Below are 23,642 nucleotides of genomic sequence, written 5' to 3'. Positions count from 1 at the left end.
CGGATACACGGGTGTGCTCAGCCGGCGTACGGGTCCGGCACGTGGCCCGGCCGGGCGAGGAACTCGAAGTCGCAGCCGGTGTCGGCCTGGGTGATCTGCTCGTTGTAGAGGGCGCCGTAGCCGCGTTCGTACCGGGCGGGCGGCGGGGTCCACTCGGCCCTGCGGCGCGCCAACTCCTCGTCGTCCACGTGGAGATGGAGGCTGCGGGCGTCGACGTCCAGGGTGATGAGATCCCCGGTGCGCACCAGCGCCAGGGGCCCGCCGACGTACGACTCCGGGGCCACGTGCAGCACACAGGCGCCGTAACTCGTTCCGCTCATCCGGGCGTCGGAGATCCGCACCATGTCCCGCACGCCCTGCTTGAGCAGGTGGTCGGGGATGGGGAGCATGCCGTACTCGGGCATGCCGGGTCCGCCCTTGGGCCCGGCGTTGCGCAGCACCAGCACGCTGTCGGCGGTGATGCCGAGCGCAGGGTCGTTGATGATGCGCTGCATGGTCCTGTAGTCGTCGAAGACGACCGCCGGTCCGGTGTGCTTGAGCAGGTGGGGCTCGGCGGCGATGTGCTTGACGACCGCGCCGTCCGGGCAGAGGTTGCCGCGCAGTACGGCGACCCCGCCCTCGCTCGCGACCGGGTTGTCCCGGGTCCGGATGACGTCGTCGTGGTGCACCTGGGCGCCCGCGATCTGCTCGCGCAGGGTGTCGTACGAGACCGTCGGCCGGTCCAGGTGGAGCAGGTCCGGGATCCGGGAGAGGAAGCCGGGCAGGCCGCCGGCGAAGTGGAAGTCCTCCATGAGGTACTTCCGGCCGCCGGGGCGGACGTCGGCGAGGACGGGCACGGTGCGGGCGATGCGGTCGAAGTCGTCCAGGGTGAGCCGTACGCCCGCCCGGCCGGCCATGGCGATCAGATGGATCACGGCGTTGGTGGAGCCGCCGAGGCCGAGCACGGTGGTGACGGCGTCCTCGAAGGCCTCACGGGTGAGGATCCGGCTCAGCTTCCGGTCCTGGTGGACGAGTTCGACGGCCGTCATGCCCGCCTTGGCGGCCATCCGGTCGTGTCCCGAGTCCACCGCCGGGATGCTGGACGCGCCCGGCACGGTCACGCCGAGCGCCTCGGCGGCGGCCGTCAGCGTGGACGCCGTACCCATCGTCATGCAGTGGCCCGGCGAGCGGGCCAGGCCGCTCTCCAGCTCGGCCATCTCGCAGTCGCCGATGAGGCCGGCCCGCTTGTGGTCCCAGTACTTCCACATGTCGGTGCCGGAGCCGAGGACCTCGCCGCGCCAGTGGCCCGGGAGCATGGGCCCGGCCGGCACGAAGACGGCGGGCACATCGGCCGAGGCGGCTCCCATGAGCAGGGCCGGGGTCGACTTGTCGCAGCCGCCCATGAGGACCGCGCCGTCGACGGGGTAGGAGCGCAGCAGTTCCTCGGTCTCCAGCGCGAGCAGGTTGCGGTAGAGCATGGGGGTCGGCTTCTGGAAGGTCTCGCTGAGCGTGGAGACCGGGAATTCGAGCGGGAAGCCCCCGGCCTGCCACACGCCCCGCTTCACGGCCTGCGCGCGGTCCCGCAGATGCACATGGCACGGGTTGATGTCGGACCAGGTGTTGAGGATCGCGATGACCGGCTTGCCGAGGTGTTCCTCGGGGAGATAGCCGAGCTGGCGGGTGCGGGCGCGGTGGCTGAAGGAGCGCAGGCCCTCGGTGCCGTACCACTGGTGGCTTCTGAGCTCCTCGGGGCTCTTGCGGGGCACGCTCATATGGACCATCCGGCGGCGATGGCGGCGACCTCGGCGCGCTCGTCCTCGGGGAGGTGCCGGCTCGGCGGGCGGACGTCCCGGCGGCACAGGCCGAGCGAGGCGAGGGCCTCCTTGACGACGGTGACGTTGTTGGCGGAGCCGTGGGCGGCCCGGAGTTCCTCGAAGCGGCGGATCTGCTCCCAGACCTTCATGGCGGCCGGGTAGTCGCCGGACCGCAGCGCTTCGATCATGTTCAGCGAGACGGCCGGGGCGACGTTCACGAGTCCGGAGGTGAAGCCGGTGGCGCCCGCCGAGAAGTAGGAGGGGGCGTACGGCTCGGCGAGCCCGGCGACCCAGACGAAGCGGTCGAGGCCGGCGTCGCGGGCGAAGGCGGCGAAGCGGGACGCGTCCGGTACGGCGTACTTGACGCCGATGACGTTCGGGCAGTGGTCGGCGAGTTCGGCGAGCCGGGCGCCGGGCAGCTGGGCGTTGCGCAGGTACGGCACCACGCCCAGCTCGGGCACGGCCTCGGCGATGGCGCGGTGGTAGTCGACCCAGCCGGCCGCGGAGACGTAGGGGTGGGCGGGCTGGTGCACCATGACCATGCCGGCGCCGAGGTCACGGGCGTGCCGGGCGGAGGCGACGGCGGTGGGCAGATCGTGTCCGACACCGACGAGGATCGCGGCGCGGTCGCCGACCTCGTCGATGGTCGACTCGGTGACGACACGGCGCTCTTCGGGGCTGAGAGCGTAGAACTCGCCGGTGTTGCCGTTCGGGGTGAGGGTGGTGATCCCGGCTTCGAGCAGGCGGCGCAGCAGGGCCCGGTGGGTGCCGGTGTCGATGGAGCCGTCCGCGGCGAACGGGGTCACCGGGATGGCCACCACGTCGGCCAGGGCCGCCCGCCTGCTCTCGAACGTCACGCTGCTCATCGATGACCTTCCTCTGCGTGGGGCTGGGGGTCCGAGGGGTCCGAGGTGTCCGAGGGGAATGCGCGCTGGACGAAGGACGCGATGTGGGCGTGCAGGGCGCCGGCGGCCCCATCGGCGTCGCCGGCGAGCGCGAGCCGCAGGATGTCCCGGTGCTCGGCGGCCTCCCGCTCCCAGGAGGGGTCGGTGGCCCAGGCGACGGCGGAGACGAGGGCGGCCTGGTCGCGGACCTCGTCGAGCATCCGGCCGAGCAGCGGGTTGCCGCACGGCAGGTAGAGGGCGCGGTGGAACTCCCGGTTGGCGAGCGACCGTTCGGCGGTGTCGGTGGCCTCGTCGGCGCGGGAGAGCGCGTCGCGGGCGTCGTCGAGGGAGGCACCGCGCCGGACGGCCCTGCGCAGCGCCTCCGGCTCCAGCAGCAGGCGCACGTCGTAGACCTCGCGCGCCATGTCCGCGTCCACCATGCGCACCGTGACGCCCTTGTACTGGCTCATCACGACGAGGCCGGTCCCGGCGAGGGTCTTCAGCGCCTCGCGCACCGGGGTCTTGGACACCCCGAACTGCGCGGCCAGCTCCGTCTCGACCAGGGCCTGTCCGGGCGTCAGCTGCCCGGTCAGGATGCGGTGTTTGATCGCGTCCAGCACGAACTGCGTGCGGGACGGGATCGGGGTGGGCACAGAGGTCATGCGGCCCTCTCGGATCTCACATATCGCGTCTCATATATGACGTACGAAGTACGACGCGGTTGAAGGTAAGAGGGGGCCTGTGTTTCGTCAATGCTTCTGACAAAGGAAGTCGGGGGGCGCCCTCAGAGCGTGTGGGTGGCGCCCTCGACCGCGGCGAAGGTGGGTCGGCCCGCCACCTCGGCGGCGCGTGCGGTGGCCGCCTCGCGGGTGAGCGTGGGACCGACGTGGGTGACGAGCAGCCCGCGCACACGCGCCTCGCGGGCGATACGCCCGGCGTCCTCGGGCGTCAGATGCACCTGTGCGCCCTGTTCGCTCTCGCGATGCACGTCGATGTCGGCCTCGCACAGGAACAGATCGGCACGGTAGGCGAGTTCACCGAGCGCGGCGCACGGCCCGCTGTCCCCCGAGTACGCGAACACGCTCCCCTGGCACTCGGCGCGCAGCCCGTACGCCTCGGTGTCGTGGGCGACGGCGCGGGCGGTCAGCCGGAGGTTCCAGTGCCGGACGTCGTGGCCGTCGTACAGCGCCCGGAAGTCGAAGACGTCCTTGAGGAACCCGACGTCCGGCCGCCCGAAGAAGCCGGCCAGCCGCTGGGCACAGTCCCGCGGGGCGTACACCGGGACCGGCGCGTGCGGGGTCATCCCGCCGAAGGCGAAGGCATAGGCGGCGGCGAGCAGGTCGGCACTGTGGTCGGCGTGCAGATGGGAGATCCAGATCGCGGTGAGCCGTGCCGGATCCGTGTGCCGTTGCAACGCGGCGAACGACCCGGGGCCCGCGTCCACCCACACCTCGGCCCCACCGCCGGCCAGCAGATACCCCGAGCAGGGCCGGTCGGGACCGGGATGCGGGGAGGCGGTGCCGAGGACGGTGAGGCTGAGGGGCATGGAGGGAAGCGTACGGTGCCGTTTCAGCCAGGGACGCTGCGACTCCCCAAGGGGCGCGGGGCCGTGCCGGTGTGCGGCTCCGCCGCGATGGGTCCCCCTGTTCGAGCGAAGCCGAGAACTTGGGGGAGCGAACAAACGAGAGGGACCCGCAGCCGGAAGCGGTCTGCACCTCCGCGGCGGGAAGCCGCTAACCCGACACCGGTCGCCATTCCGGATCCCGGCCGCTCAAACCCACGGCTCGGTCCAGCAGCGTCGAAGACTCCGGGACGGGAACGACCGGCCCGAACAGGCCGCTGCCCCGGTCGGGATCGTCGGCGGCGGCACGCAGGAACGTCAGCGCCGAGCCCAGTGCGGCGGGGTCGGGCGCATACTCCTGTCCCGTGGCGCGCGCCAGATCCCACCCGTGGATGACGAGCTCGTCGGCGACGACGGCACCCGCGACCGGCGCCGGCAGATCCACCCCGCCGGCCCGGGTGTCCCCGGTCCACGCGGCCGGGTCGCGCCAGGCGTCGGCCAGCTCGTCCAGCGCCTTGGACAGCTCCTCGCGCCAGCCGGGTCCGATGTCCGGGACGGTGGCGCCCGGGTCGGTGTCGGTCGTGGGGCCGAGGTCCTTGCGGGCCGCGTCGCGGAAGGCGACGGACAGCCCCAGCAGGTGACCCAGCAGATTGCGCACGGCCAGGTCCGGGCAGGGTGTCGGGCCCGTCATCTGCTCGTCGGTCACCGACTCGGCGAGCCGCGCCACGATCCTGGTCTGCGGTCCGAGGTCCAGCGTGGTCATGCCTGTCTCACTCCTTCAGGGTCGCTGCCTGTACGAAGGGCAGACCGGCGGGCTCCCGAAAACTCATCGGTCCGTGTACGCCCCAGGGGCACGACTGACACGTTCCGACGGATTGCCGCCAGGAGCGGACCGCACCGGAATAAGGCACCTTACCGATCCGCGCCCACCCCCCTTAGCCCCACGATGACCAGGCATGACGACTTCCTGGACCCTGCCGCGCGTGCTGCGCGACCGCAACGCGGGGCTGTATCTGACGGCGGTGGTGGTGTCGGGCTTCGGCAACTCCGCGCTGTTCCTGGCATCGGGTGTGTGGGTGAAGGACCTCACCGGTTCCGACAGCCTGGCCGCGCTGTGCATGCTCGCCATGTGGGCCCCCACCCTGGTGGGCCCGCCGCTGGGCACGATCGCCGACCGCGTCCGCCGGGGGCCCCTGCTGGTGGCGCTGAACGCGGGACTGGCCGCCCTGCTGCTCACCCTGTGCACCGTGCGCTCCCCGGGCGGCCTGTGGCTGCTCTTCACCGTCCTGCTGGTCTACGGCGCCGCCGAGGTCGTCCACGACGCGGCCGAGTCGGCCCTGGTGACCGCGGCCGTCGGCCCGGAGCGCCTCGGCGACCTCAACGGGCTGCGCATGGCCGTCACCGAAGGCATGAAGCTCGTCGCCCCGCTGACCGGTGCGGGTCTGTACACGGCCTTCGGCGGCCCGGCCGTCGCCTGCCTGGACGCGGGCACCTTCGCGGTCGCCGCCGGGTTGTACGCCCTGCTGCGGGTGCGCGAGGAACGACCGGCCCGGACCGGCGGCAGCCGGCGCAAGGAGACCGCGGAGGGCCTCCGGCACCTGTGGGGCCACCCGGAACTGCGACCGCTGGTCGGGGCGGGCGGTACGACGATGCTCCTCGCCTCCTTGAGCAGCACCACGCTGTATGCGGTCGTCGACCGCCTCGGCCACTCCCCCGCGTACACGGGCGTGCTCTACGCCGTCCAGGGCGCCGGTTCGGTGGCGGCCGGGCTCGTCTCGGGCACCGCGCTGCGGCGGCTCGGTCCCCGCCGGTTCGCGGCCGCGGGGATCGCGCTGACGGCGCTCTCGGTGATCACCCGTGCCGTGCCGTCGGACCCGGTCGCCCTCGCGTCCTCCGCGGCGGCCGGTCTCGGGCTGCCCTGGGTGCTCGTCGCGGTGTTCACCGCCGTCCAGCAGCAGACGCCCGGCCCGCTGCTGGGCCGGGCGACGGCGACCGCCAACACCCTGGTCTTCACGCCGAACGTCATCGGGCTCGGCCTCGGGGCGGGCCTGGTCGAACTGGCCTCCCCCGTGCTGCTGTTGCCGATCTACGGCCTGGCGCTGCTGCTGACGGCGGCCGCGCTGGCTCAGCGCGCGGACAGGGCCTCCCGTACCGCTGCGAGGTCGTCGTCCGACGCCAACCCGGCGTGATACAGCCGCAGTTCGGTCGCGCCCTGCGCACGCGCGCGTGCCGCGTCGTCCGCGAGGGTGCCGGGGCTGCCGCCCATCCCGGAGACCACGGTGAAGTTGGCGGCCAGCACCGTCTCCTCGCGGGCGTGTGCGGCGAAGGGCGCGAGCAGGGCCGTGCCGCCGGCGCACGGTACGACGACGCCGTCGGCGACGGAGAGGACGCGAGCGGGGTCGGTGCCGGGGTTGGCGCCGCAGTGGTACGAGACCGGGTCGGCGTGCAGCAGGATCCGGAAGCCGGCCGGGGCGGCGGCGCGTACGGCGGCGACGACCTCCTCCTGGAGGGTGCCGGCGGTTTCCTCGCGCCAGGCGCGCGTGCGGGCCGCCGTCTCCTCGCCGAGGAGCTTGCCGACCGTCGGCCAGCCTTCGTCGCCGGCCGCGCCGCGCCACAGCGGCTCCAGCGCGTCCCGTACGGAGGCCACTAACGCGTCCGGGTCGAGGCCCTGCCCGTCGTACCCGGCACGGCAGGACGGGCAGAAGCACAGGGCCATCAGGTACTGCCCGGCCTCCCCGAGGGCGACGCCGCCGGTCTTGTCGTGGGCGTGCAGATGCTGGAGCCCGTACCAGCCGAGGGACTCCAGCTCGGTGCCGTGCGCGCCCGGGCGTACGGCGGCCTCGGCGGCCAGGTCGGCCAGGTACGCGCGCGTGGCGGGCTGGGCGATGCAGGGCGCCCAGGGGTAGCGGTCGCCGTAGGCGTTGACGACCGAGGTGTCCGGGTGTTCGGCGCCCAGCCGGGAGTTGTGGGCGAGGACGACCCAGGTGTGCACCTCCAGGCCGGCCGCGCCCAGGGCCCGCGCGGCCTCGCCGTGGGCGTCGCCCGGGGCCCAGCGGCCGGCGGGGTACGGCCTGAGGCCCCGGCCCGCCCAGCGTTCGCCCGGCGGGTAGAGGACGGCCGCGTACTCGGCGGTGACGATGCGGTGGCCGGGGTGGCGGGGGGTCAGGGCGCGGGTGGAGTGGTAGGCGGCGGCGAGGGTCACCTGCTCCACGCCGAGCCCGGCCACGCGCGCGGGGGCGTCGGGGTCCCCGACGACGTCCCAGGGGTAGAGGAACGCGGACGCCTTCACCGGCCCTCCTCCAGCAGCGCATGGCCCCGTTCGATGAGCTGGGCGAGCTGCTTGACGTGCTCCTCCGGCGGCTCGTGCAGCGGGGGCCGGACCTCGCCGACGTCCAGGCCGCGCAGCCGTACGCCCGCCTTGACGAGGGAGACGGCGTAGCCGCGGCCCTGGGCGCGCAGTTCCACGAACGGGCGGTAGAAGCCGTCCAGCAGGCGCCCCACGGTCGCCGTGTCGCCCGCATTGACGGCGTTGTAGTAGGCGAGGGCGATCTCGGGGGCGAAGCAGAAGACGGCCGAGGAGTACAGGGTGATGCCGAGGGCGTGGTAGGCGAGCTGGGTCTGTTCGGCGGTGGGCAGGCCGTTGAAGTAGAGGAAGTCGCCGGGGACCTCGGTGCGCACCGCGCTGACGATGCGCTGCATGAGGTCGAGGTCGCCGAGGCCGTCCTTGAGGCCGATGATCCCGTCGGTGCGGGCGAGTCCGACCACCGTGTGCGGGGTGAAGACGGCGTTGTCGCGCTGGTAGACGATGACCGGGAGGGCGGTGGCGGCGGCGACCTCGCGGTAGTGCCGCAGCAGGCCCTCCTGTCCGGCCTGGACGAGGTACGGGGGCATGGCGAGCAGGCCGTCGGCGCCCGCCTCCTCGGCCAGGCGCGCGTAGCGGACGGCGAGCGCGGTGCCGTATCCGGCGCCCGCGACCACCGGCACCCGCCCCTCGGCCGCCTCCACGGCCGCCCGTACGGCCGCCTGGAACTCCTCCGGCAGCAGCGCGTGGAACTCCCCGGTGCCGCAGCAGGCGAACACGGCGGCGGCACCGGCCTCGACACCCCGGCGCACATGGGTGCGGTAGGTGTCGAGGTCGAGGGCGCCGCCCTGGCCGTAGGCCGTGACGGGGAAGAAGAGCGGCCCGCTCGGGGCGCTGAGCCGGGCGGCGAGAGGGGCTGGCGTCACGGGCTCTCCCTTGAGACACACGGTGCATGTTTCTGATTGGCGTCTACATTTCTGAACGCGACCACGCTAAGGGGCCTTCTTGCGGCGGGTCAAGCGGGGAAACCCGTAACTCCGAAGCGAATTCACCGAGATCACGCGACACTTGACGGTACACAGCAGAACTCTCTAGCTTGTCCACGTATGTGAATGCCGGCCACAAGGAGAACCGAGGATGCCCGCTCCCCGCACCGTTCTGCTCACCGGCGCCGCCGGCGGGCTCGGCACCCTGATGCGGTCCCTGCTGCCGGAGTACGGCTACACCCTGCGCCTGTTCGACGTGCGCCCCGTCGAGGGCGCGCCGGACGCGATCACCGCCGACCTCGCCGACACGGCGGCCCTGCGTGAGGCGGTGCGGGGCGTGGACGCGGTCCTCCACCTCGCGGGCATCTCCCTGGAAGCCCCCTTCGAGAAGATCCTGAAGTCCAACATCGAGGGCACCTACAACCTGTACGAGGCCGCCCGCCAGGAGGGCGTGCCCCGGATCGTCTTCGCTTCCTCCAACCACGCCGTCGGCTTCACCCCGGCCCCGCGCGTGGGCGACCCGCTCATCCCGATCGACACCCCGCGCCGCCCGGACACCTTCTACGGCCTGTCGAAGTCCTTCGGCGAGGACCTCGCCCAGCTCTACTGGGACAGGCACGGCCTGGAGACCGTCTCCGTCCGCATCGGCTCCTGCTTCCCGGAGCCGTCCAACGTGCGCATGCTCTCGGTGTGGATGAGCCCGGCCGACGGCGCCCGCCTCTTCCACGCCGCTCTGACCGCCGAGGGGGTCGGCCACACGGTCGTCTACGGCTCCTCCGCCAACACCCGGCTGTGGTGGGACCTGACCACCGCGCGGGCGCTCGGTTACGAGCCGCGGGACGACTCCGAGCCGTACGCCGAGAAGCTGATCGCCGAGCAGGGCGAGCTGGACCCGGAGAACCCGGCGCACACCCACCTGGGCGGCCCCTTCGTGAGCGACCCGCCGATCTGGCCGTACTGACCCCACTGAAGTCCCCGGGCGGCGGAAAATCGTCGCTCACGCGCGCGGGCGGGCACCGAACGGGCCCACCCGCCGCCGTGTTCGGGCATCCGGACCGCCCGCTCCCACCCCGCCGGCCGCGGCCGCGCAGGTCCGCGCCGGGCAGGCCGTACGGTAAACGGGCACACACGGGCAGGAACGGGCCCGCAACAGACCTGGTCAGCGCCGCGTACCCGCTGTAGAACTTCCCCCATGGGCCCGAACGGGCGGTTCCACGGGAAGGCGGGTGACGAGATGAGCACGAGGACGGCCGAAGAGCGCCAGCGTGAGATCGTGCTGGCGGCGCGCGCCACCGGCTCGGTCGACGTCACCGCGCTCGCCGCCGAGCTGGGCGTGGCCAAGGAGACGATCCGGCGCGATCTGCGCGCGCTGGAGGACCATGGTCTGGTCCGCCGTACCCACGGCGGCGCCTATCCCGTGGAGAGCGCCGGCTTCGAGACGACGCTGGCGTTCCGCGCCACCAGCCATGTGCCCGAGAAGCGCCGGATCGCGGCCGCCGCGGCCGAGCTGCTCGGGGACGCCGAGACGGTCTTCGTCGACGAGGGCTTCACCCCGCAGCTCATCGCCGAGGCCCTGCCCACCGACCGGCCGCTGACCGTGGTCACCGCCTCCCTGCCGGTCGCGGGCGCCCTGGCGGAGGCCGAGAACATGTCGGTGCTGCTCCTCGGCGGCCGGGTCCGGGCCGGCACGCTGGCCACCGTCGACCACTGGACGACGAAGATGCTCGCCGGATTCGTCGTCGACCTCGCCTACATCGGCGCCAACGGCATCTCCCGCGAGCACGGTCTGACCACCCCCGACCCTGCGGTCAGCGAGGTCAAGGCGCAGGCGATCCGGGCCGCCCGGCGGACCGTGTTCGCGGGCGTGCACACCAAGTTCGGCGCGGCCAGCTTCTGCCGGTTCGCCGATGTCGGCGCACTGGAGGCGATCGTGACGAGCACCCTGCTGCCGGCCTCCGAGGCCCACCGCTACTCCCTGCTGGGCCCGCAGGTCATCCGGGTCTGAACAACCGAATCAGGTAGTCCGAAAAACCGACGCAGTCCCCACGTACGGCACCTCCACGCCTTGGAGTGCCCCTTATCTCCCCATTCATCCAGGAGCGATCCATGCGAACCCCGAGCCGACGGAGGCCGCGAGCCACGCTCGCCATGGCCGCCGCAGGGACGCTGCTCGCCCCGCTCCTCTCCGGCTGCTGGGCCGGTGCGGGCGGGTCCGGTTCCGGCGGCGACGCCATCAACGTGCTGATGGTCAACAACCCGCAGATGACCGAGCTGCAGAAGCTCACGGCCGCCCACTTCACCAAAGAGACCGGCATCAAGGTCAACTTCACGGTCCTGCCCGAGAACGACGTCCGCGACAAGATCAGCCAGGACTTCGCCAACCAGGCCGGCCAGTACGACGTGGCCACCCTGTCCAATTACGAGATACCGATCTACGCCCGCAACGGCTGGCTGCACGAGATGAACGGATACGTCGCGAAGGACCCGTCGTACGACGAGCAGGACGTGCTCGGTCCCATGCGCCAGTCCCTCACCGGAAACGACGGCAGACTCTACGGACAGCCCTTCTACGGCGAGTCGTCGTTCCTGATGTACCGCAAGGACGTGTTCGCGGCGAAGGGCCTGACCATGCCCGCCCACCCCACCTGGCAGCAGGTCGCCGACCTGGCCGCGCGGGCAGACGGCGCGCAGCCCGGGATGAAGGGCATCTGCCTGCGCGGACTGCCCGGCTGGGGCGAGCTGATGGCGCCGCTGACGACGGTCGTGAACACCTTCGGCGGCACCTGGTTCGACAAGAAGTGGAAGGCCCACCTGGACTCCCCCGAGTTCGAGAAGGCGACAAAGTTCTATGTCGATCTCGTCCGCGGGCACGGCGAGTCCGGCGCCGCCCAGTCCGGCTTCGCCGAGTGCCTCAACGACATGACCCAGGGCAAGGTCGCCATGTGGTACGACGCCACGAGCGCCGCCGGACTGCTGGAGGCAGCCGGTTCCCCGGTCAAGGGCAAGCTCGGCTACGCCCCGGCCCCCGTCGAGAAGACCCCGTCCTCCGGCTGGCTCTACACCTGGGCCTGGGGCATCCAGAAGGCCTCCCGCAACCCCGACAAGGCCTGGAAGTTCATCTCCTGGGCGTCGGGCAAGGGCTATGAGCAGCTGGTCGGCGAGACCAGTGGCTGGCCGAACGTGCCGGCGGGCAAGCGGGCGTCGACGTACGAGAACGCCGACTACCGCGCCTCGGCCGCCTCCTTCCAGGAGATGACCAGGCAGGCCATCGAGAGCGCCCGCCCGGACGACCCCGGCGTGCAGCCGCGGCCCGCGCCCGGCATCCAGTTCGTCGGCATCCCCGAGTTCACCGACCTCGGCACCAAGGTCTCCCAGGAGATCAGCGCGGCCATCGCCGGACGCCAGTCCGTCGGCTCGGCCCTCAAGAAGTCCCAGGCGCTCGCCGAGAAGATCTCCAAGGAGTACGAGGGACGATGACAGCGACGACCACGGCCCCGCTCACGGCCGCCCCCGCACGTACCGTGAAACAGCCCTCGGCCCGGCTGCGCGCCTGGGCCACCCGGGCCCCGCTGCTGCCGGCCCTCGTCTTCATGATCGCGGTCACCCAGCTGCCGTTCGTGGCCACGCTGGTGATCTCCTTCTTCGACTGGAACGCCCTCTATCCCAAGGCCCGTCACTTCACCGGCCTGGACAACTACCGCCAGGTGCTCACCGACGCCGACCTGCGCCACTCGGTGTGGACGACTGTGCTGCTCACGGTGGCCGTGGTGCTCGCCAGCCTGGTCCTCGGCCTGGCGCTCGCGCTGCTGCTGGACCGGAAATTCCGCGGCCGGGGCATCGTCCGCACCCTGCTCATCGCACCCTTTCTGGTGGTGCCGGTGGCCGCGGCCCTGCTCTGGAAGCATGTGCTCTACAACCCTGAATACGGCCTGCTGAATGGGTTGTTGCACTATGTGGGCGGCCCACAGCCGGACTGGATCTCGAACACCCCGCTGCTCGCCGTCGAGGCCTCCCTGGTGTGGCAGTGGACGCCGTTCATGATGCTGATCCTGCTCGCCGGGCTGCAGAGCCGGGACCAGCAGCAGATCGAGGCCGCGCGGGTCGACGGCGCGAACGACTGGCAGATCTTCCGCCACCTCACCCTCCCCCACCTGCGCCGCTACCTCGAACTCGGCGCCCTGCTCGGCTCGATCTACATCGTGCAGAACTTCGACGCCGTCTTCACGATCACCTCGGGGGGCCTGGGCACGGCGAACCTCCCCTACACCGTCTACCAGAGCTTCTACCAGGCCCATGAGAACGGCCTCGCCTCGGCGGCCGGCGTCCTGGTCGTCATCGGCTCGATCATCATCGCCACCTTCGCGCTGCGCGTGGTGTCGTCCCTGTTCCGCGAGGAGGTGTCCCGCGCATGAACGCCGTACCGCACCGGAACGGACCGAGTGCCGTACTACGCCGTAACGGACTGGGCCTGGTGGCCTGGCTGGCCGGCATCGTGTTCTTCCTGCCGATCGCCTGGATGGCCCTCACCTCCTTCCACTCGGAGGCGGACGCGGCGACCAACCCGCCGTCCTTCACCGCGTCGTTGACGCTGAACGGCTACCGCGAGTTCTTCGGCAGCGGCGGCGGGGCGAGCCCGTGGCCCGCGCTGATCAACTCCACGGTCGCGTCCGTGGTCTCCACGCTCTGCGTCCTGCTGCTGGCCCTCCCGGCGGCGTACGCGCTGTCGATCCGGCCGGTGAAGAAGTGGACGGACGTGCTGTTCTTCTTCCTGTCCACGAAGATGCTGCCGGTCGTGGCGGGCCTGCTGCCGATCTACCTGTTCGCCAAGAACACCGGGATGCTCGACAACATATGGCTCCTGGTCATCCTCTACACCTCCATGAACCTGCCGATCGCGGTGTGGATGATGCAGTCCTTCCTCGCCGAGGTGCCGGTGGCGGTGATCGAGGCGGCGAGAGTGGACGGCGCCCGCCTCCCGACGATCCTCGCGCGCGTGGTCGCCCCGATCGCCCTGCCCGGCATCGCGGCGACGGCGTTGATCTGCTTCATCTTCAGCTGGAACGAACTTCTCTTCGCCCGAGTCCTGACGGGCGTGGTCGCCGAGACCGCCCCCGTCTTCCTGACCGGCTTCATCACCAGTCAGGGCCTGTTCCTGGCCAAGGTGTGCGCCGCGTCGCTCGTCATCTCCCTGCCGGTGCTCGCCGCGGGGTTCGCCGCCCAGGACAAGCTGGTCCAGGGCCTGTCGTTGGGAGCCGTGAAATGAAGGCCGCCGTCATCGAGTCCGTGGGCCGCGCCGTGGTCACCGAGGTGCCGGACCCGACGCCGGGCCCGCGCGAGGTCGTCGTGGAGGTGGCCGCCTGCGGCCTGTGCGGCACCGATCTGCACATCCTCCAGGGCGAGTTCGCACCCGAGCTGCCCATCGTCCCCGGGCACGAGTTCGCCGGCGAGGTGGTCGCTGTCGGCACCCAGGTCACGGAGCTGGCGGCCGGCGACCGGGTGGCCGTCGACCCGTCCCTCTACTGCCACGAGTGCCGTTACTGCCGTACCGGCCACAACAACCTGTGCGAACGGTGGGCGGCGATCGGCGTGACCACGGCCGGCGGGGCCGCGCAGTACGCGGTCGCCCCGGTGGCCAACTGCGTGAAACTCCCCGAGCACGTGCGCACCGAGGACGCGGCCCTGGTCGAGCCGCTGTCCTGCGCGATCCGCGGCTACGACGTCCTGCGCTCCCGTCTCGGCGCCCATGTGCTGATCTACGGCTCCGGGACCATGGGCCTGATGATGCTGGAGCTGGCCAAGCGCACGGGCGCGGCGAGCGTGGACATGGTCGACATCAACCCCGCCCGGCTGGAGACGGCCCGCCGGCTCGGCGTCTCGGCGGCCGCCGGCGGCGCGGACGAGCTGGAACGGCCGCAGGGCTGGGACCTGGTGGTGGACGCGACCGGCAACGCCGCCGCCATCCAGGACGGCTTGGGCCGGGTGGCGAAGGCGGGCACGTTCCTGCAGTTCGGCGTGGCCGACTACGCGACGCGCGTGACGATCGATCCGTATCGCATCTACAACCAGGAGATCACGATCACCGGCTCCATGGCGGTGCTGCACAGCTTCGAGCGGGCGGCGGAGCTGTTCGCGAACGGGGTGCTGGACCCGCAGGTCTTCATCAGCGACCGGCTGCCTCTGGACGAGTACCCGCGGGCGCTGGAGCAGTTCGCTGCCGGGGTGGGGCGGAAGATCGTGGTGGTGCCCTGAGACGGCTCGGGGTCGGACCCCTGAGCCGATCGGGGGATGGGTAAGGGAACGGTAAAGCGGTGTCGTTCGTTCACCCGGCATGACAGCTATGACCCCTGGCTCGAACATTCCTCTGTCAGCCGCCCGCGTCACGGTGGACGTGGCCGCGCCCGTGCGGCTCGACGTGTCGGGCCTGCTGCTCACTGCCGACGGCAAGGTGCGCTCCGACGACGACTTCATCTTCTACAACCAGCCGGCGGGACCGGGCGTGACCTACACCCCCGGCGGCGGTACGGCCCCCGACGCGATCACGGTCGACACCGCCGCCGTCCCGCCGGACATCGAGAAGATCGTGGTCACCGCCAGCCCGGACGCGGCCGGCCAGACCTTCCAGGGCATCGAGCCGACGGCCACGATCCGCGACGCGGACGCCGGCGCGGTGCTGGGCACGTTCACCCCGCCCCGGCTCGGTACGGAGACGGCCCTGGTCGTCGTGGAGGTCTACCGCAGGGGCGGCGCCTGGAAGGCCCGTGCGGTGGGCCAGGGGTACGCCGACGGACTGGCCGGCATCGCGACGGACTTCGGGGTGACGGTGGAGGAACCGGCCGCGGCGCCGGCGGCTCCGCCGCAGCAGCCGGTGGCTCCGCCGGTCCCGCAGGCTCCCCCGGCTCCCCCGGCGCCCGTTCCCGGTGCGGGGAAGGTGAACCTGGACAAGGGCCGGGTCAGCCTGCAGAAGAACCAGACCGTGTCCCTGGTCAAGGCCGGCCGCCCGCTGCTCTCCCAGGTCAGGATGGGCCTCGGCTGGGAGCCGGCGTTCCGTGGCGCGGACATCGACCTGGACGCCTCGGTCATCGCCTACGGCCCGCAGCGCAACCACATCGACAGCTGCTACTTCGGCAAGCTGAGCATCCTGAACGGCGCGATCAAGCACTCCGGGGACAACCTCACCGGTGAGGGCGGGGGCGACGACGAGGTGATCGTGGTCGACCTCGGCCGGCTCCCGCAGGAGGTCACCGGTCTGGTCTTCACGGTGAACTCCTTCTCCGGCCAGAAGTTCACGGAGGTCGCCAAGGCCTACTGCCGCCTGGTGGACGCCGCCACCGACGAGGAACTGGTCCGCTTCGACCTCACCCACGCCGAGCCCCAGACGGGCGTCATGATGGCCAAGCTCATCCGCCAGTTCTCCGGCGAGTGGGACATGACAGCGATGGGCGACTTCGTGAAGGCACGCACGGTGCGGAACATGGTGGAGCCGGGGGCGAGAGCGCTGTAGTTCGCCGAGGGTGCGTGGGGGTGGATCGCTCTACCCCCGCAACCCCTCCATCAACAAGCCCAGATACCGCCGGATCTGCGCGCCCTTCCCATCGGCCAGCTCCGATGCCGTAGCCACCCCATGGGCCAGCCGCAGCAGCTCGATCGGCTCCAAGTCGGCCCGCAGGAAGCCCTCCTCACGGGCCGCCTCGATCAACCGGCCCGCCGCGCCCCGCACCGTCGTCCCGCACGCCGTCAGCGCCGCCGTATTGCCGTCCGTGACCGCCGACCCCAGCAGCGCCTTCAGCCCGCGCACCTGGATCGTGCCGACGCACAGCTCGTACAGCCACTCCATCAGCGCCTCACCCGGCGGGAGTTGTGCCGCCAGCTCGTCCGCCCGCGACCCCAGTGCCTCGATGCGGTCCACGTACGCGGCCTCCAGCAGCGCCTGCCGCGTCGGGAAGTGCCGGTAGAGCGTGCCGGAGCCGACGCCCGCCCGCTTGGCGATGTCGTCGAGCGACGCGTTCTCCCCATGCTCGGCGAAGGCCTCCGCCGCCACCTTCAGCAACCGCTCGTAGTTGCGCCGAGCGTCCGCGCGCATGGGCCTGACCTGCGTCATCCAGTTACTCCTTGCCAAACCGGGGACTCTCTCCGTATTTTACCGACATCTAAACGGAGACAGTCCCCGCTTACTGCCGTCCTGCTCCGTGGCAGCTCACCCCTGCCATGGAACACCGCCGCGCGCCCGGGGACGCCCAGACCGGGAGACCGCCATGTCCACCCCGTCCGCACCGTCCGCCACCGCCACAGCGTCCACCGCGCCCTCGCCACCCGCGAGGCTCGGCACCACCCTCCTCGTCATCGTCACCGCCTACCTGATGGTCGGCGTCGACTCCACCGTCGTCAACGTGGCCCTGCCCGACATCCAGCGCGGCCTGCACTTCAGCCGTACCGGCCTGTCCTGGGTCCTCAACGCCTACACCCTCGCCTTCGGTGGCCTGCTGCTGCTCGGCGGGCGGGTCGGCGACGTCCTCGGCCGCCGCCGCACCCTGACCACCGGGGTGCTGCTGTTCGCCGTGTCCTCGCTGCTCGGCGGGCTCGCCGTCGACGGCGGCTGGCTGCTCGCCGCCCGCGCGCTCCAGGGCCTCGGCGCCGCCCTGATCGCCCCCAGCACCCTCGCCCTGATCACCACCAACTTCCCCGACGGGCCCCGCCGGCACCACGCCCTGAGCGTCTACTCCGCCATGGCCGGCATCGGTGGCTCGGCCGGCCTCGTCCTCGGTGGCATGCTCACCTCCTGGGCCTCCTGGCGCTGGGCCCTGCTCATCAACGTCCCGATCGGCGCGGCCCTCGCCCTCGCCCTGCCCCGCTTCGTCACCGAGACCCCCCGCCACGCGGGCCGGTTCGACCTGGCGGGCGCGCTGACCGGAACCGCGGGGACCACCTCGCTGGTGTACGCGTTCATCCGGGTCTCCGAGGCCGGCTGGAGCGACACCCGGGCCCTGCTCGGCTTCAGTGCGGCCGCCGCTCTGCTGGCCGGCTTCGTCCTGGTCGAATCGCGGGCCGACCAGCCGGTCATGCCGCTGCGCCTGCTCGGCGACCGGAACCGGGCCGGCGCCTACGCGAGCATCCTGCTACTGCCCGCCGGCATGTTCGGCGCCTTCTACTTCCTCAGCCTCGTCTGCCAGCAAGCCCTGCGCTACAGCCCGTTGCGCGCGGGATTCGCCTTCCTGCCCATGACGCTGGTGATGTTCACGGCCGTACGGCTGGTGCCCCGGCTGCTGGCCCGCTTCGGCGTGAAGCCGGTGCTGCTGACCGGCATGACGCTGGTCACCGTGGCCTGCGGCTGGCTGTGGCGGCTCGGGCCCGGGGACGGCTACGCCACCGGGCTGCTCGGGCCGCTGATGCTGCTGGGCCTCGGCACGGGCCTGAGCTTCATGCCGCTGAACGCGACGATCCTGTCCGCCGTCGAGCCCCGGGAGGCGGGCGCGGCCTCCGGCCTGCTCCAGACCCTCCAGTGGCTCGGCGGCACGGTCGGCCTGTCCGTCCTGGTCACGGTGTACGGCACGGCGACCCGGCACACCACCGGGGCACCGGGCGCCGTCCTCGTCCACGGTTCCGCCCGCGCCTTCGGCGTCGGCGCGCTGCTCACCGTGGCCGCGCTGGCGGTGGCGGCGACGGTGCTCACCGGTCGCCGGTCCGACTAGAACAGCGCGCTGTACGCGTTCAGCGCCGGCCGGCCGCCGAGGTGGGCGCCGGAGTAGGGGCCACGTGCTTCAGGCGCTCCACGGCCAGTCGGCCTCCCCAGCGGCCTCAAGCAAGGACACCATCCGGAAAGCCGCGTCCGACAGGCCGCCGAAGGTGTGCCGGTTGCCCGTGCCCGACGGGCCGTGGCCCGCCCGGTAGCCCTCCAGGTTCCAGGTGTAGACGGGCACGTGGGCCGGGACCTGGACGGTCGGATCGCCGTGGCGGTTCGGGGTGTACTGCTCGTCGGTGACGATCAGCACCCGGTCGTGCTTCTTGTAGTGCCGGCGCACCGCGTCGGTCGTGTCGGTGCCGCCCAGGTCGCCGAAGCGGTCCAGGATCTTCAGGACCGACTCGCCCTTGCGGAACGTCACCGCGTTGCTCGTCGTACCGAACTCCACCAGGTCGGCGTCCGCCGCCCGCAGCGCGAGCGCCGTGCCGAAGACCGCCGCCGCGTCGGCCCGGGTGAGCTGGGACCGCTCGGAGACCCGCGACCAGAACATCGAGCCCGACCGGTCGACGAGCACCAGCGTCCGGCCCGGCAGCGCGGGCACGTTGGCCAGCGAATGGCCGAGCGCCTGCTCCAGCGGGTACGACCAGCGCAGCGATGGTGCGTGCTGGTACGCGGCGAGGTACCGGAAGGGGAACTGCCGTGAGCGCGCGACCTCCGCCGGGTCGCTGATCCGTGCCGCGACCCGCGCGGCGACCTCGTCCGAGACACCCGCCTCGTCGAAATTCCTCAGGTTTCGAACGAGCGACATCGCAGCCATCGACGGGATGACCGCCTCCCAGGCCGCCTTGTCCATCGGGCCCTGGAGCCAGCCGGCCAGCGCCTCCCAGGTGATCCCGGCCGCCGCCAGCCGCTCGGCGCCACCCTCCGACGTGACGACCCGGCGCCGCTCGGCCACGGGCAGCGCCATCAGCTCGCGGTGCGCGGTGAGCACCGGCAGCGACGCGGGCGGCACGGCCGTGTCCGGGTTGTGCCGGCGGTCGAGCGCGTACCGGAACAGCTCGCCCTGCCACGGCTTGTCCGGGTCGGGCGCCGCGTGCACCAGGTTGAGGACGTCGCCGAAGCGGTAGCCCTTGGCGGCGGTGTCGTACTTCAGCAGCGACTTGGCGTGGTACAGCCGTCGTACGGCGTCGGCGACGCCCCGCTTGACCGGCTTGGGGATCGCGCGGCCGTACGTCGACGTCCAGTACGCGAGCAGCTCGCCCGGCTCGTCCGGGCGCTGCAGCACGCAGTCCACGACCTGCCGGTTCGAGGGGCCGTCGGTCGCACCGGCGGTCAGCCGGGCGTGCACGTACTCGGCGGCGCCGACGATCGACGCCGTCCGCATGTTGCCCTCACCGCGCAGCCAGCGCAGCAGTCCGGCGGTCCAGTCCGGGTCACTGACGGCGAGGTCGCGGACCAGGCGGGTGAAGCGGTCGTCGCGGTCCTGGGCGTTCTCGTAGAAGGTGCCCGAAAGGAAGTGGGACACCGCGAGCAGGAACAGCTCGGAGCGCGGCTCGCGCTCCTGGCCCCGGCCGCCCTCGTAGGTCCGCAGGACCCGGCCGGTCGATGTGACCGCCGACTTCACCTGCGCCTTGGCGGCACGCGTGTTGAATCGCGCCATGGTGAATTCCCCCGAATTCGTTGCCGTTTCGGAGGGAGGCGCGGCAGAAGGAGGGTGTCCGAGGTCGAGAGTCGGCGGCGGGACTATTGCCTGGCGCGTCTTCCGTTCCGCCACACCGGCCGTGGGCCGGTGACGGGATTCGAACCCGCACCCTTTCGGACCAGGTCCTGAAGTATCCGCTGCCTGCGCACCGGACACCCACCATGTGCCACGCCTCCCGAGATCAGATCGGCGGCGGTTTTGATTTCGACCACAACGAAGTAACCGCTGCCCGCGCACCGGGAGGTGCGTGAAGTTGTTCGGTGTCCAGAGATCGAGGCCGGCGGAACCGACGTGTTGGTGCTCTGACCCCTGAGCTACGCCGGCCTGTTGTGCCGGCGGCGGGACTCGAACCCGCGGCCTCCCCGTTATGAGCGGAAGTAGGTCCTGCCTGTCGCACCTGGACGTGGATCACTCTAGGGGGACGGCCGCGGGACAGGCGAGCGAATTGATCGGCGCCAGGCGTCAGTCGCGCTTCTGCCGCTTCCAGGGCCCGGTGATGGCGAGCATGATGCCGGGCGTCTGGATGTTGGCGTACAGGGTCCTGCCGTCCGGGGAGAAGGTGACGCCGGTGAACTCGCTGTATTCCGGCGCCTGTTCGGTACCAATGTTGAGGTCGTTGCGGGCGATCGGATAGGTGCGGCCGCTCTCGGTGGCGCCGAACAGGTGCTGGATCCCCTCGCCGTCCTCGGCGATGACGAGGCCGCCGTACGGGGAGACGGTGATGTTGTCCGGGCCGTCGAAGGCGCCGTCCTCGGCCGGGGTCCGGTTCACGCCGAGGAGGACCTTGAGGGTGAGGGTGCGGCGGCGCGGGTCGTAGAACCAGACCTGGCCGTCGTGCTGGAGGGGGCTCTCCTCGCGGGCGTAGGAGGAGACGATGTAGGCGCCGCCGTCACCCCACCACATGCCCTCCAGCTTGCGGGCGCGGGTGACCTGGCCGTCGGTGAACTGCTTGCGCACGGAGACGGACCTGGCGTCACGGTCGGGCACGTCCACCCAGTCGACGCCGTAGACCGTGCCGGTCCTGGTGGCGCGGGAGAGGTCGTCCACGAACCGGCCGCCGGAGTCGAAGCACCGGAAGGCCTGGAGAGCGCCCGCGTCGTCGGCGAGGGTGCGCAACCGGCCGCGGCCGTGGCGGAAGCCCTCCGGCGGGGTCCAGCGGTACAGCAGGCCGTTGGGGCCGGAGGCGTCCTCGGTGAGGTACAGATGGCCGCGCTTGGGGTCCACCACGACGGCCTCGTGGGCGTACCGGCCGAGGGCCTTGACCGGCTTGGGGTCGCGGTTGGCCCGGCGGTCGGCGGGGTCGACCTCGAAGACGTAGCCGTGGTCCTTGGTCATGCCGTTGCGGCCGGCCTTGTCCTCGGTCTCCTCGCAGGTCAGCCAGGTGCCCCAAGGGGTGCTGCCGCCCGCGCAGTTGGTGGCGGTGCCCGCGATGCCGACCCACTCGGCGACCTCGCCGCCACGGCGTACCTCGACCACCGTGCAGCCTCCGGAGGCGGCGGGGTCGTAGACCAGGCCCTCGGTGAGCGGCACCGGGTGTGCCCACTTGGACCGGGGGCCCGCGAGTTCGTGGTTGTTGACGAGGAGCGTGGCGCCTCGGGGGCCCTCGAAGGTGGCCGTGCCGTCGTGGTTGGACGGGGTGAACTCGCCCGTCTCCAGCCTGGTCCTGCCGCTGTAGGTGATGACACGGTAGGTGAAGCCCTCGGGCAGGGCGAGGATGCCGTCCGGGTCGGCGATCAGCGGGCCGTAGCCGACCTCGTGCCGGTGGCCCTGGGCCGGCCCGCCGTCCGCGCTCTCGACGTCGTCCGTGGCGGCCAGGGCGCCCGGGGCGCTGGCGAGCGCGCCGACGCTGCCCGCCAGTGCCACCCCGGCACCGGTGAGGGCGGAGGTCCTGGCGAAGTCCCTGCGGGTGAGCGACATGGTGTCTCCTGAGACGGTGGGAGTGCCGTTGCGGGGGGCGGTCCTCGGTCCGGAGCTCACGCTCGCGCCCGCTGCTGAACACCGGTTGAACGCCGGGCGACGTCCGCGACCCTTGTTCAAGAATCCGTATGCGCCGCCCCATGGGCATCCCAAGGGAACCCCCCTCGGGGTGGCCCACCACGCACTCCCGCCCGCTCAACTCCCTTGCTGGGAGCGTGCCTTGAACGCGGCCTTCCGCGCCTCCTTCGCCACCTTCTTGTCCGGGTGCAGCCGGCCCATCGCCTCCAGCACATCGGCGGTGGCGGGATGCCCCACGCGCCAGGCCGCGGCGAAGAACCCGCTGTGCTGGGCGGCCAGTCCCTCCACCAGCGCCTGCAGCTCCTCGGAATTGCCCTCGGCGGCGAGCTGGGCGGCGACGGTGTCGATGGTCAGCCAGAACACCATCTCCTCGGACGGCGCCGGCACCCCGGCGGCGCCCTGTTCGGTCAGCCACACCCGGGCGAGGCCCCCCAGCTCGGGATCGTCCAGCACCTCGCGCAGCGCGGGCTCGGCCTCCGCGCCGATCAGCGACAGGGCCTGCTGGCAGCGCAGCCGCCGCAGCGGCGCGCCTTCGTCGACTCCGCGCGCGGCGGCGAGCAACTCCCGTGCGGCGCCGAGCGGTTCACGCCGGGTCAGCCACTGCTCGGTCTCGGCCTGGGCCGCCGACGGCCCGAATCCGGCCGTGCCGTCGAGCAGGGCGTCCGCGCCCTTGTCGGCGAGTTCGCCGACGGCCGGCGCCTCGAACCCGGCCTCCAGCAGCCGCGCCCGCAGCCCGTACGCGCCGAGCGGGGTGAGCCGGACCATGCCGTAGCGGGTGACGTCGGTGTCGTCGACCGCCGCGGCGGGTTCCTCATCGCCGTCCGCCATCAGGGCTTCGTCGACGGGCTGATACTCGACCAGCCCGATCGGCTCCAGCGTCCGGAACTGGTCGTCCAGCCGCATCATCGCGTCGGAGACCTGCTCCAGGACGTCGTTGGTGGGCTCGCCCATGTCGTCGGGGACGAGCATCGAGGCGGCGAGGGCGGGCAGCGGGACGGGGCCGTCGCCGGAGCCGCCCTCACTCACGGTCAGCAGATAGAGATTGCCGAGGACGCCGTCGAGGAACTCGCCCTCGGCCTCGGGGTCCCAGTCGAGTGACGAGAAATCGACCTCGCCGCCCTCCTCCAGCGCGTCGACCAGATCGTCCAGGTCGGGTACGGCGGCGTCGGCGAGGACGGTCTCCAGGGCGGCGAGCCACACCGTGAGCACGTCCTGCGGGGAGCCGCCGGTGAGCAGCTCCAGCTCCTCCCCCGTGCGGACCGTGCCGTTCTCCTCGTCCGCGATCTCGACCAGGCCGGCGTCCACGGCGACCCGCCAGGCCTCACTGGCGAGGGCGGCGGCGTCGTCGCCGGTCAGTCCGAGCAGTTCGGCGGCGGCCGGAAGCTGCTCCTCGACCAGGCCGCCGCCGGCGTCCACGCGGGTGCCGGGCCCGGCCCAGCGGGCGAGGCGGGCGGCGCGGGAGAGCAACGGCGTGGACAGCGCGGCGCGCGCCAGCTCCGCTTCGGGGTGCAGCCGTACGGGCGGCAGGGGGGAGCTGTCTGACATCGGCTGGATCTCCTCGGACCGTGAACGGGCTCAGCCGCTCAGCCTAGACGGATTTCCACCCATGCCGCCCGGTTCATCTCTCCGTCGGCTTCCGTACATGGCCGAAACCTTGACAACTCCCTTACCCAGGTAAGAGATTGACGCGCGTAGAAGTTGGGGGGACAACTGTTCACTCGGCTCTGCGCGCGTGACGGAGGGC

20 protein-coding genes are annotated in these 23,642 nt (G+C 71.9%); 9 read left to right on the top strand and 11 right to left on the bottom strand.

What is annotated here, in order from left to right:
- Positions 1–17: 17 nt before the first annotated feature.
- The 5 genes from araD to O1G22_RS32030 form a co-directional block, all read right to left on the bottom strand.
- Positions 18–1,760: an L-arabinonate dehydratase gene (gene araD, locus O1G22_RS32050; RefSeq protein WP_270084502.1), complete on the bottom strand. Its 1,743-nt coding sequence runs from the start codon at positions 1,758–1,760 to the stop codon at positions 18–20.
- Positions 1,748–2,659 carry a dihydrodipicolinate synthase family protein gene (locus O1G22_RS32045; protein WP_270084501.1) on the bottom strand — a complete coding sequence of 304 codons (912 nt, stop codon included), beginning with the start codon at positions 2,657–2,659 and terminating at the stop codon, positions 1,748–1,750. Before O1G22_RS32045 ends, araD begins: the two co-directional genes overlap by 13 nt.
- Entirely contained in the window at positions 2,656–3,339 is a 684-nt protein-coding gene (locus O1G22_RS32040; protein WP_270084500.1) for a GntR family transcriptional regulator, read from the bottom strand. The genes O1G22_RS32045 and O1G22_RS32040 overlap by 4 nt, the downstream gene beginning before the upstream one ends.
- Positions 3,340–3,461: 122 nt before the next feature.
- Positions 3,462–4,223, bottom strand: a complete 762-nt coding sequence (locus O1G22_RS32035; RefSeq protein ID WP_270084499.1) for an MBL fold metallo-hydrolase — start codon at positions 4,221–4,223, stop codon at positions 3,462–3,464.
- A gap of 187 nt (positions 4,224–4,410) precedes the next feature.
- A complete protein-coding gene (locus O1G22_RS32030; RefSeq protein ID WP_270084498.1) occupies positions 4,411–5,001 on the bottom strand; it encodes a TIGR03086 family metal-binding protein in 591 nt (196 codons plus the stop codon).
- Positions 5,002–5,194: 193 nt separating this feature from the next.
- On the opposite strand from O1G22_RS32030, the gene O1G22_RS32025 reads away from it, so the two are divergent.
- Complete coding sequence (locus O1G22_RS32025; RefSeq protein ID WP_270084497.1) at positions 5,195–6,427, top strand: MFS transporter; 1,233 nt, start codon at positions 5,195–5,197, stop codon at positions 6,425–6,427.
- On the opposite strand, the gene O1G22_RS32020 is transcribed toward O1G22_RS32025, so the two are convergent.
- Positions 6,364–7,527: a hypothetical protein gene (locus O1G22_RS32020; RefSeq protein ID WP_270084496.1), complete on the bottom strand. Its 1,164-nt coding sequence runs from the start codon at positions 7,525–7,527 to the stop codon at positions 6,364–6,366. The genes O1G22_RS32025 and O1G22_RS32020 overlap by 64 nt on opposite strands.
- Positions 7,524–8,465 carry a 5-dehydro-4-deoxyglucarate dehydratase gene (locus tag O1G22_RS32015; protein WP_270084495.1) on the bottom strand — a complete coding sequence of 314 codons (942 nt, stop codon included), beginning with the start codon at positions 8,463–8,465 and terminating at the stop codon, positions 7,524–7,526. The genes O1G22_RS32020 and O1G22_RS32015 overlap by 4 nt, the downstream gene beginning before the upstream one ends.
- A 211-nt stretch (positions 8,466–8,676) precedes the next feature.
- Between O1G22_RS32015 and O1G22_RS32010 the strand changes: the two genes are divergently transcribed.
- The 7 genes from O1G22_RS32010 (at position 8,677) to O1G22_RS31980 (ending at position 16,026) form a co-directional block, all read left to right on the top strand.
- On the top strand, positions 8,677–9,486 hold the full coding sequence (locus O1G22_RS32010; protein WP_270084494.1) for an NAD-dependent epimerase/dehydratase family protein: 810 nt from the start codon (positions 8,677–8,679) through the stop codon (positions 9,484–9,486).
- A 273-nt stretch (positions 9,487–9,759) separates the two neighbouring features.
- The gene (locus tag O1G22_RS32005) at positions 9,760–10,530 is read left to right on the top strand and encodes a DeoR/GlpR family DNA-binding transcription regulator (RefSeq protein WP_270084493.1); all 771 of its coding nucleotides are present in this window, start codon (positions 9,760–9,762) and stop codon (positions 10,528–10,530) included.
- 101 nt (positions 10,531–10,631) lie between these two features.
- The gene (locus O1G22_RS32000; protein ID WP_270084492.1) at positions 10,632–12,002 is read left to right on the top strand and encodes an ABC transporter substrate-binding protein; all 1,371 of its coding nucleotides are present in this window, start codon (positions 10,632–10,634) and stop codon (positions 12,000–12,002) included.
- Positions 11,999–12,937, top strand: a complete 939-nt coding sequence (locus tag O1G22_RS31995) for a carbohydrate ABC transporter permease (protein WP_270084491.1) — start codon at positions 11,999–12,001, stop codon at positions 12,935–12,937. Before O1G22_RS32000 ends, O1G22_RS31995 begins: the two co-directional genes overlap by 4 nt.
- Positions 12,934–13,788, top strand: a complete 855-nt coding sequence (locus O1G22_RS31990; protein ID WP_270084490.1) for a carbohydrate ABC transporter permease — start codon at positions 12,934–12,936, stop codon at positions 13,786–13,788. Before O1G22_RS31995 ends, O1G22_RS31990 begins: the two co-directional genes overlap by 4 nt.
- Positions 13,785–14,774, top strand: a complete 990-nt coding sequence (locus tag O1G22_RS31985; RefSeq protein ID WP_225100847.1) for a zinc-dependent alcohol dehydrogenase family protein — start codon at positions 13,785–13,787, stop codon at positions 14,772–14,774. The genes O1G22_RS31990 and O1G22_RS31985 overlap by 4 nt, the downstream gene beginning before the upstream one ends.
- 88 nt (positions 14,775–14,862) lie before the next feature.
- Positions 14,863–16,026 (top strand): TerD family protein, encoded by a 1,164-nt coding sequence (locus O1G22_RS31980; protein ID WP_270084489.1) that lies wholly within the window; start codon positions 14,863–14,865, stop codon positions 16,024–16,026.
- A gap of 30 nt (positions 16,027–16,056) precedes the next feature.
- On the opposite strand, the gene O1G22_RS31975 is transcribed toward O1G22_RS31980, so the two are convergent.
- Positions 16,057–16,623 (bottom strand): TetR/AcrR family transcriptional regulator, encoded by a 567-nt coding sequence (locus tag O1G22_RS31975; protein ID WP_225100849.1) that lies wholly within the window; start codon positions 16,621–16,623, stop codon positions 16,057–16,059.
- Positions 16,624–16,777: 154 nt separating this feature from the next.
- Between O1G22_RS31975 and O1G22_RS31970 the strand changes: the two genes are divergently transcribed.
- Complete coding sequence (locus O1G22_RS31970; protein WP_270084488.1) at positions 16,778–18,211, top strand: MFS transporter; 1,434 nt, start codon at positions 16,778–16,780, stop codon at positions 18,209–18,211.
- Between the two features lie 69 nt (positions 18,212–18,280).
- Here O1G22_RS31970 and O1G22_RS31965 read toward each other — a convergent pair whose 3' ends face one another.
- From O1G22_RS31965 to O1G22_RS31955, 3 genes are all read right to left on the bottom strand, one after another.
- Positions 18,281–19,861 (bottom strand): TROVE domain-containing protein, encoded by a 1,581-nt coding sequence (locus tag O1G22_RS31965; protein WP_270084487.1) that lies wholly within the window; start codon positions 19,859–19,861, stop codon positions 18,281–18,283.
- 504 nt (positions 19,862–20,365) lie between these two features.
- Entirely contained in the window at positions 20,366–21,820 is a 1,455-nt protein-coding gene (locus tag O1G22_RS31960) for an alkaline phosphatase PhoX (RefSeq protein WP_270084486.1), read from the bottom strand.
- Between the two features lie 195 nt (positions 21,821–22,015).
- Positions 22,016–23,443 (bottom strand): hypothetical protein, encoded by a 1,428-nt coding sequence (locus O1G22_RS31955; RefSeq protein ID WP_270084485.1) that lies wholly within the window; start codon positions 23,441–23,443, stop codon positions 22,016–22,018.
- Between the last annotated feature and the right edge of the window lie 199 nt (positions 23,444–23,642).

The sequence above is a fragment of the Streptomyces camelliae genome, from assembly GCF_027625935.1.
Lineage (GTDB): Bacteria > Actinomycetota > Actinomycetes > Streptomycetales > Streptomycetaceae > Streptomyces > Streptomyces camelliae.
This window is presented reverse-complemented; position numbering and strand designations above follow the sequence as displayed.

What these genes read in the sequence shown, in the direction of transcription:
- araD (WP_270084502.1), bottom strand. Translation starts at nt 1,760, where the DNA reads ATGGTCCATATGAGCGTGCCCCGCAAGAGCCCCGAGGAGCTCAGAAGC.
- O1G22_RS32045 (WP_270084501.1), bottom strand. Translation starts at nt 2,659, where the DNA reads ATGAGCAGCGTGACGTTCGAGAGCAGGCGGGCGGCCCTGGCCGACGTG.
- O1G22_RS32040 (WP_270084500.1), bottom strand. Translation starts at nt 3,339, where the DNA reads ATGACCTCTGTGCCCACCCCGATCCCGTCCCGCACGCAGTTCGTGCTG.
- O1G22_RS32035 (WP_270084499.1), bottom strand. Translation starts at nt 4,223, where the DNA reads ATGCCCCTCAGCCTCACCGTCCTCGGCACCGCCTCCCCGCATCCCGGT.
- O1G22_RS32030 (WP_270084498.1), bottom strand. Translation starts at nt 5,001, where the DNA reads ATGACCACGCTGGACCTCGGACCGCAGACCAGGATCGTGGCGCGGCTC.
- O1G22_RS32025 (WP_270084497.1), top strand. Translation starts at nt 5,195, where the DNA reads ATGACGACTTCCTGGACCCTGCCGCGCGTGCTGCGCGACCGCAACGCG.
- O1G22_RS32010 (WP_270084494.1), top strand. Translation starts at nt 8,677, where the DNA reads ATGCCCGCTCCCCGCACCGTTCTGCTCACCGGCGCCGCCGGCGGGCTC.
- O1G22_RS32005 (WP_270084493.1), top strand. Translation starts at nt 9,760, where the DNA reads ATGAGCACGAGGACGGCCGAAGAGCGCCAGCGTGAGATCGTGCTGGCG.
- O1G22_RS32000 (WP_270084492.1), top strand. Translation starts at nt 10,632, where the DNA reads ATGCGAACCCCGAGCCGACGGAGGCCGCGAGCCACGCTCGCCATGGCC.
- O1G22_RS31995 (WP_270084491.1), top strand. Translation starts at nt 11,999, where the DNA reads ATGACAGCGACGACCACGGCCCCGCTCACGGCCGCCCCCGCACGTACC.
- O1G22_RS31990 (WP_270084490.1), top strand. Translation starts at nt 12,934, where the DNA reads ATGAACGCCGTACCGCACCGGAACGGACCGAGTGCCGTACTACGCCGT.
- O1G22_RS31985 (WP_225100847.1), top strand. Translation starts at nt 13,785, where the DNA reads ATGAAGGCCGCCGTCATCGAGTCCGTGGGCCGCGCCGTGGTCACCGAG.
- O1G22_RS31980 (WP_270084489.1), top strand. Translation starts at nt 14,863, where the DNA reads ATGACCCCTGGCTCGAACATTCCTCTGTCAGCCGCCCGCGTCACGGTG.
- O1G22_RS31975 (WP_225100849.1), bottom strand. Translation starts at nt 16,623, where the DNA reads ATGACGCAGGTCAGGCCCATGCGCGCGGACGCTCGGCGCAACTACGAG.
- O1G22_RS31970 (WP_270084488.1), top strand. Translation starts at nt 16,778, where the DNA reads ATGTCCACCCCGTCCGCACCGTCCGCCACCGCCACAGCGTCCACCGCG.
- O1G22_RS31965 (WP_270084487.1), bottom strand. Translation starts at nt 19,861, where the DNA reads ATGGCGCGATTCAACACGCGTGCCGCCAAGGCGCAGGTGAAGTCGGCG.
- O1G22_RS31960 (WP_270084486.1), bottom strand. Translation starts at nt 21,820, where the DNA reads ATGTCGCTCACCCGCAGGGACTTCGCCAGGACCTCCGCCCTCACCGGT.
- O1G22_RS31955 (WP_270084485.1), bottom strand. Translation starts at nt 23,443, where the DNA reads ATGTCAGACAGCTCCCCCCTGCCGCCCGTACGGCTGCACCCCGAAGCG.